This window comes from Symmachiella dynata, assembly GCF_007747995.1.
Classification (GTDB): domain Bacteria; phylum Planctomycetota; class Planctomycetia; order Planctomycetales; family Planctomycetaceae; genus Symmachiella; species Symmachiella dynata.
On the sequence record NZ_CP036276.1, the window covers coordinates 428,438 to 435,000 of the forward strand.

General features: G+C 55.7%; 4 protein-coding genes (1 of these 4 cut by a window edge). 3 read left to right on the top strand and 1 reads right to left on the bottom strand.

Annotated features, from left to right (window positions below; genetic code table 11):
* The first annotated feature begins 82 nt into the window (after positions 1-82).
* From Mal52_RS01600 to cls, 3 genes are all read left to right on the top strand, one after another.
* Positions 83-1,618, top strand: a complete 1,536-nt coding sequence (locus tag Mal52_RS01600) for a hypothetical protein (protein WP_145373863.1) — start codon at positions 83-85, stop codon at positions 1,616-1,618.
* Between the two features lie 25 nt (positions 1,619-1,643).
* Positions 1,644-2,528 (top strand): tRNA pseudouridine(55) synthase TruB, encoded by an 885-nt coding sequence (truB, locus tag Mal52_RS01605; RefSeq protein WP_145373864.1) that lies wholly within the window; start codon positions 1,644-1,646, stop codon positions 2,526-2,528.
* A gap of 121 nt (positions 2,529-2,649) precedes the next feature.
* Positions 2,650-4,080: a cardiolipin synthase gene (gene cls, locus Mal52_RS01610; RefSeq protein ID WP_145373865.1), complete on the top strand. Its 1,431-nt coding sequence runs from the start codon at positions 2,650-2,652 to the stop codon at positions 4,078-4,080.
* A 10-nt stretch (positions 4,081-4,090) separates the two neighbouring features.
* Here cls and Mal52_RS01615 read toward each other — a convergent pair whose 3' ends face one another.
* Positions 4,091-6,563 carry the 3' portion of a M56 family metallopeptidase gene (locus Mal52_RS01615; RefSeq protein ID WP_145373866.1) on the bottom strand. It continues 269 nt past the right edge of the window, so 2,473 of the gene's 2,742 nt are visible here — the last part of the coding sequence; the start codon falls outside the window, past its right edge — the gene reads right to left on this strand; it ends in the stop codon at positions 4,091-4,093.

Below are 6,563 nucleotides of genomic sequence, written 5' to 3' on the forward strand. Positions count from 1 at the left end.
GTCGTGCCGCTTCTATCTCAATAGGCTGGTTATGCTGATCGAATCCATACGCCGCTGCTCGCGTGGGGCGATGATATGCCTTTTGGCTGTCGCTGTTGAAGCAGTCCTCATCGAAGGTGCTGCCGTTGCGGATCGGCCCGGTCAAGCGGAGCGTCGTCGGCAAGTCCAACTGAATAAGTATGAGGCGCTGCAGGCGAAGTTCGCAAAGTCGTTGGAAGAGGTCGCTGCCCAATGTGACCAAAACGGCTTTCCCAAGCAGGCAGCAGCAATCCGCGAATTAGGGGTTCCGCTGCCGGTGGACGATCTTCGCACACTCGAGTTGCCGGATAAAATTCAGCCCGATATTGCCAACGATCTCTCGCCGGCCGAACGGCGCTGGCGCGTCGAATTGCGGCATCTCCAGCAGGAGCAGGCGATCCAGTTGTATCAGCTTGCCCAGCGCGTGATAGAAATCGGTGAAGTCCGTTTTGCCTATCAGTTGATTCAAGAGGCGGTGCGGCAGGACCCCGATAACAAATCGGTCCGCAGTTTTTTGGGCTATGAACGGAGCGGCGATGAATGGACCACCCCGTTTCTGGCTCGCATGCGGCAGAAACATTATGTCAACACCGAAAAGTTTGGCTGGTTACCTCGTGATCACGTCAAGCGTTACGAAAAAGGTGATCGGTATTTCCGGTCGGGCCGCGGCAGCGTCGGACGCTGGGTGAGCGCCGCCCAGGAAGCGGAATTGCGCCGCAGTTTCAAAAACGCTTGGGAGGTGGAGTCTGAGCATTATCTCATCAAGACCAACCACAGCCTGGAGCGGGGCGTCGAGTTGAGTCGTCAGCTTGAGCAGTTCTATCGCGTCTTTTTCCAGACATTTTCCGGTTTTCTCACCACTCAGGATCAGCGGTCGAGCTTGGCCAAGGGGCGGCGACGCTCCACGAAAAATCAGTTTGAAATCCATTATTTCAGCAACAAAGAGGATTATGTCGAGGCGCTGCGGCCCCGCGTTCCGGAGATCAGCATCACGACCGGTTTGTATTTGACCGACACAGGCATCGCCTATTTCTACCATCAACCCGAAATGGATGAGGATCCCGAGGGCCCTGCCACGCGTACGATTTTTCACGAAGCGACGCATCAGCTCTTTGCCGAAACCCGCAAGACACGCCGCAAGTCGTTGATGGTCGGCGAGCATGCCCACTTTTGGATCATCGAGGGGATCGCCTGTTACATGGAGTCCTTCGCCAAGAAGGGGGATCGCTACGAGTTGGGTGACCCGATGTATCAACGCTTTCGTGCTGCTCGGTATCGCTATCTTGAGGATGACTACTACATTCCCTTGGGAAGATTCGCCTCGCAGGGCGCGAATGAAATCCAACACTCCATCGAGATTCGCAAACTCTACAGCCAAGCCTCTGGGTTGACGCATTTCTTCATGCACTACAAAGATGGCAAATATCGCGACGCGCTGATTGAGCATCTTTCACAGCTGTATAGCACCAACCTCCGGGTCCGGGAACGACCCGCCACACTGCCGCAACTCATCGGCACGGATTACAAAACGTTGGACGAACAGTACGGCGAATACATGCGGGCCGAGCAAGAGAGACTCACCGCACAAGCCAACAAATAATCCGTCCCGCGTACGACTTGAAATCATGAACTCCCCCGACTACCGCGGCATTCTCAACATCAATAAGCCGGCCGATATTACGTCCCGTCGTGTCGTCGACGTCGTGCAACGAATCGTTCGTCCCGCGAAGGTGGGACACGGAGGCACGCTTGATCCCCTGGCGACTGGCGTGGTGGTCGTCTGTATCGGGGCAGCGACGCGGCTCATTTCGTACGTCCAGCAAGGCCGCAAGGAATACCGGGCGCAGTTTCGCTTAGGCCTTCGCAGCAATACCGACGACATCACCGGTGAGGTCGAGACAGTGGAAGACTCCACGCAGCCGACTGCAGCGGCGGTTGCCCAAGCTCTGCAAAATTATGTGGGCGAAATCAATCAGGTTCCGCCGCAATTCTCAGCTGTGCATATCGACGGCCGACGCGCCTATAAAATGGCCCGCGCCGGAAAAACCCTCGACATCCCCGCCCGCCCGGTCCAGGTGTATCGCATTGATATTCTCAACTACACCTTCCCTGAATTGGAGGTCGAGATTGAGTGCGGCTCGGGAACTTATATCCGTTCTATTGGCCGCGACATGGGAGAGGAACTCGGTTGCGGCGCCGTGATGACCCAGTTGGAACGCACGCGTGTGGGGGACTATCGTCTCGACTCTGCTGTCGAACTGGATTCGCTGTCCCGTGAGTCGCTTTCCGCTGCGCTGTTGCCACCACTGTCGGCAGTGGCGCACTTGCCCCTCTATGCATGTTCTGAGGCCGACATGGAGAACATCCAGCACGGCCGCGCGATTCACGTTGCTCAGCCGATGTCCGATGATTCCGCCGCGACGGTGGCGATCACCGCTCCCGACGGCCGGCTGGCTGCGATTGCGACGTACAAAGACGAGATGCTGGCTCCCAAAAATGTTTTTAAGTGAAAGTCGCGGCAACTCTTTTGGTCGCTGTTCACGAATTTGCGCGATTGAAAATTGAATTTCTCCGCCGTTTCCTCCATCCTGTCGGTGAAACTTATTACCCAATCGACTGGGGCGAATCGGCATGGATTCAACGTTCAGCTTTCTTGGGCTGGTCATACTTGTCGTAGAATTGGTGGGGGTGTACTCGGCGGTACATGCGATTCTCTTCACCAGGACCTCGCAAGGAGCGATTGCCTGGGCTTTTCCCTTAGTGTTATTTCCCTTCGCGGCTGTGCCGTTGTATTGGGTGTTCGGTGGCAAAAAGTTCGAAGGCTACGTCTGTGCTCGTCGCGAAGGCGAGCTGCGTCTCAAGCATATCACCGAAGAATTATCGCAATATAGCGAGGAGTTCACCTCGGGGCTTGAGCACCCGGTCGACGACTTGAAGGTGGTTGAAAAACTCGCCGCACTCCCGTTTACGAAGCACAACCAGGTGGAATTGCTGGTTGACGGTCCCGACACATTTGCGGCGATCTTCGAGGGAATTCAATCCGCCCAAGACTATATCCTCATTCAATTCTTCATCATCCACGACGATGAAATTGGCCGCGAACTCCAAAAACACCTGCTTGCCAAACTCAAAGCTGGGGTCCGTGTCTATTTTCTCTACGACGGAATCGGCTGTTACAAACTCCCCAACGAATACCTGCGTCTTTTGATTGATGCCGGAGCCAAGGTTAGTTCTTTCCGCAATTCCACCGGCTGGCGCACGCGTTTCCAACTCAATTTTCGCAACCACCGCAAGATCGTTCTCGTCGATGGTCGGTCTGCTTATGTCGGTGGGCACAATGTTGGTGATGAGTACATGGGACGCTCCCAGCGGTTCGGGCATTGGCGGGACACGCACGTCAAACTGACCGGCCCGGCGGTGCAATGCGTGCAGTTGTCCTTCCTCGAAGATTGGTATTGCGCGACGCACGAAGCCCCTAAGCTGGTATGGGAGCCCCAATCGGCCGCCGACGGCGACAAGGACACGATCGTCATTGCCTCCGGACCGGCCGATGAATTGGAGACCTGCAGCCTGTTCTTCGTGCAGGCGATCCATTCCGCGCGGCGGCGGTTGTGGATCACCAGCCCGTATTTCGTGCCGGACGCGCAGGTGATTGCTGCCCTGCAATTGGCGGCGCTGCGCGGCGTTGACGTCCGCATCCTGCTGCCGGAAAAACCGGATCACCTGTTGGTGTACCTGTCGGGCTTTTCGTTCGTCGAAGAAACCGAACCGGCCGGTGTGAAATTCTACCGCTACCAGCCCGGCTTTTTGCATCAAAAGGTGATACTCGTCGATGACCAGTTCGCCGCCGTGGGAACCGCCAACCTGGACAACCGCTCATTCCGCTTGAACTTCGAACTCACGATTGCCACCCTCGACAAAGATTTTGCCGCTGAAGTCGCCGCAATGCTAGAAACCGATTTCGCCAACAGCCGCCTCACCGGCGCCGACGAACTCCGCGCCCGCCCCTGGTGGTTCAAGGTCGCAGTGCAGGTCTCGCGGCTGATGGCGCCGGTGCAGTGATGTTTGGCGATCAATTCTGTGCTGTTGGACGTTTCGCCGGTTTGGACAGCGGTAGCTTCTTCTTGAAGAATTCGTTAGTCCGTTCGATTTCTTGCGGATCGCGCCGGACCCCATTGTAAGTGATGACGGAGCGCCAAAGTTCGTCCGCAATTCCTTCCGAAGGCATGAGCACGATTGCACCGTCAGCCTTGGCAAAAACAATGGTATCTGATTGAGGTCCACCGAGTTTGGGCAGAGGTGCTGCGGGGTCGTAGGGAATATCTTCTGGTTTGGTCCAAGGAATATCACGGATCGATTCTACGAGCAGTAATGTATGTTGCAGTCCGTCCCCTCTCGAAATCTCATCAAGAGTGGTCCCTTTGGGATTTCCGAACGGCGTTTCCGGTCCGGTGAATACAAAATAGGCTGCGTTTGTCGAATCGTCATCATGCCTATAGACCTCCGGAATTCGTTGAATGACTGTTTTGTTGTGTTCGCTGTCCCACGGCTCATCCAACTTGTAGCCTTGATATTGATCACCGGCGACGCGGAGGCCGAGGTACGGCAATAAAGCCACTCGCCAACTGTGCGGCGTTTTGCCGTCAGGACCCATCACGACCGCTGGTGGAAAATGACCATTCGCAGCGTTGTAGTCGTGCATTGCCAGGGCGATTCGCCTGAGGCGGCTTACTGCTCGGTCTCGCTGCATGTCAGCGCGTACGGCTTGAATCACAGTTACGGCACTCTTGAGAACTGGTGCTACTTCCAGCGTCGTGGATGCCGTGATTTGGACCATCGTGTCTTTACGCGTTACCCGCGCACTCTCCAGAAATCGCATCCCCGTTTCTTCTAGAGCCTTTGTTTCGGGGCTCTTTGGTATCTGCTTCAGCAAGTTTTTCAGCAAATCGATAGAAGCTGCCCAAGTCTTGTCTAAACTTTCGGCATCCGTATCGTTCTCGCAATCAGCAAATCCTTTAACTGAGAAAATCGAATCGAAGTTGCAACCGATAATGAGAGACTCCGACTGTTCCCAATACGGTGCGAGGAGCCGCAGAAGTCTTCGTACCGTTGGCGGCGCTTCAAGTCGGTGCGACAATTTAGTTGAATCAATCGCGCCAAAGAAATGATTTTCTGCAATTTCTTCCCACGCAGCATCTGGTATGAATTTGACTTGAGCCTCCAGACTACTGTCAATGACTCGTTTTAGGTTTGTCTCACCCAATGTCACTACGAAGGTACGATCGTCAGGGCGGAAATAACAAAACCCCATTTTATCCGACTCATAGTAAACCTGCCCAGCGTGCACTTTTTCCTTTGCATCGGGTGCGAATAAGGTTTCGAGTCTCCCAAAGTTCGTTGGGCGGACCGCTCGAATCATTAACGGTCCAAAATTAATGTTTTCTATGAAGTCAACCATGATGATTTGTTCAATCTCTGCAACAGGCATCCCAATCATTTTTTGAATGCCGAGGTCTTCGTTGAGCATTTTGGAAATCAAGGCCAAATCCCCGTTTTTGAAAATCGCCGCCGGCCGTACCCCGGCAACCGATCTGGCATTTGCTGGAATATACGACAATTCAAAACGATCACTCGGCGCTGTGGCAGCTGCCGGCTTCTCGTCATTCGCTTGAGCGAATTGCGGCTCGTCCGCTATGGCAATTGGCGCATCAGGTTGTCGCAAGCCCACAACTCCAATCCCCACCGCCGCCAATAATCCCACCACGACCACACGCGCGGCCCCGGGTAAACGTGTCGACAATCGCTTCGAGTGCTTCAGCATTTCGACTCTCCTGATTAAGTGTCCTCGGGACGGTAAAAAAGTGCGGGCCGGCCAACTCACCGGCTGGTCCGCCTGGCGCAGCGCCATGGCTGCCAACATCTGCAAATATTCCAGACGTCCGCCCGCGAGCGCGGCGGCGGAGGCGTCGGCGGCTAATTCTTGTTCCAATCGCAACCGCCCGGCGAGCCAATGCACCAGCGGGTTGTAATAGTGCAGCACCAATCCGATTTGGGCGATGACGTACGTTAAAAAATCTCCGCGGCGGATATGCACGATTTCATGCGCCAGCACTGCCCGTCGTTCAAGCGGCGTCCAAGACCGCCACGCAGCCGGCAACAAGATCACCGGTCGTCGCCAACCGACGGTCGCCGGAGCGGCAAGTTGGTCCGCTTCGAGTAATTCCACACGGCGCGGGCAAGCTAACTCCGCCCGCAATAGGTCCGCTGACTCTCGCAATTCGTCATCTTCAATCGGCCGTCCTGAGTTGCGCAGCGCGCGCACCGCCCACAACCCGGCCAAGAGTCGCACGCAACCCAAAGCCGACAACGCCAAGCAAACAACCACAGCGATCTCGGTCCAGGTCCACGCGTGCGTTGTGGGGCCAGTGGCGGGAACGGTCAGTTCATGCGTCAATGCGTCGCCAAAACCGGTCAGCCAAGCGGCAATGCCGGCCTGTGGTATTTCGGGTGGATGGGGCGTCAGCGTGGGGACTGCTGCCACGGTC